Genomic DNA, 1,271 nt, shown 5'->3' with positions numbered 1-1,271 from the left:
CTGGGGGGGCGACGATATGGCTTGAAACGATTGATACGTCAAGAGTGTAACGATCTGTGATAGAAAAAGATAGGTCTCAAATTGTCAATAAGACCTATCTGTTGCAAATGTTACCCTTATTCTATCAAAAGCATCTTAAAATTCAACTAAAGTATCGTAATTTTATTTTATTAAATATTTTAGTGATGCTTGTACAATCAATCAAAAGAGTTAGCATAGAAAAGTTAGCAAATGCTTTACCTCTTGGAATAAAATTTGAAAGTAGAAGAAAAAGAATTCAGCGCTTTTTGTCTTTACCAAATCTAAGATTTGAAACTATTTGGTTTCCTATCATAGCTAGTATACTAGAAACATACTTTGAAACAGATGAACTAGTTTATATAGCAATTGACCGTACAAATTGGGGTAAAATAAATCTTTTAGTAACTAGCCTGATTTGGGATAAAAGAGCATTGCCAATATACTTTACTTTGATGCCAAAATTAGGTAGCAGTAATCTTAAAGAACAGAGCAGTCATCTATCAACAATAATTCCCATTTTTAAAGATTATAAAATTTGCCTATTGGGAGATAGAGAATTTGGTTCTGTTAAGCTAGCGAAATGGTTGTCAGAAAAGTCTGTATACTTTTGTTTACGTCTCAAAAAAAATGAGTTTATTGAAGTCAAAAAGAAAATTTGGATTGAGTTATCAAATCTTGGGTTAATACCAGGAACTTCATTCTTTATTAAAGGAGTAAAAATAACTAAAATAAAGGGATTTAGCACTTTTAACGTTGCATGCAAATGGAAGCGTAATATTTCCGGATTTATCCCCAAAGAAGGATGGTTCATTATGACAAATTTAAATTCCTTAGAATTGGCGATTGCTGCTTATAAGAAACGGTTTGGCATTGAAGAAATGTTTAGAGATTTTAAAACAGGAGGCGATAATTTAGAAGACACTAATGTCTATGGTGATCGGTTGATTTCGCTAATTTTATTGATATCAATAGCCTATACTTCTGCTACCATTCAAGGACAGCAAATTAAACTAAAAGGAATTCAAAAATATATCGGCAGAGTAAAAGAAGATGGCCGTTCACAACGACGACACAGTAGTTTTTATATAGGATTATATGCTCAAAATTGGGTCAGTTTTAGCGATGAGTGTATTAATTTAGTACGAGAATTAATGAGACTTAATCGTAATAAATGGAAGTATTATTTACGAGGAATGAGAGCTAAATCGCTTGTCCTGTCTGCTTTATAACTATTTTCGTCGCCCCCCCAG

1 protein-coding gene is annotated in these 1,271 nt (G+C 32.3%); it reads left to right on the top strand.

Going from position 1 to position 1,271, the window contains the following annotated elements:
• Positions 1–107: 107 nt before the first annotated feature.
• Entirely contained in the window at positions 108–1,250 is a 1,143-nt protein-coding gene (locus tag F6K37_RS43060; protein WP_287257298.1) for an IS4 family transposase, read from the top strand.
• Positions 1,251–1,271: the final 21 nt, after the last annotated feature.

It is taken from the genome of Moorena sp. SIO4E2 (assembly GCF_010671945.1).
In the GTDB taxonomy this organism is placed as follows: domain Bacteria; phylum Cyanobacteriota; class Cyanobacteriia; order Cyanobacteriales; family Coleofasciculaceae; genus Moorena; species Moorena producens.
The sequence above is the reverse complement of the archived record's forward strand: the minus strand, read 5'-3'. Positions and strand labels throughout refer to the sequence as shown.

What these genes read in the sequence shown, in the direction of transcription:
- F6K37_RS43060 (WP_287257298.1), top strand. Translation starts at nt 108, where the DNA reads ATGTTACCCTTATTCTATCAAAAGCATCTTAAAATTCAACTAAAGTAT.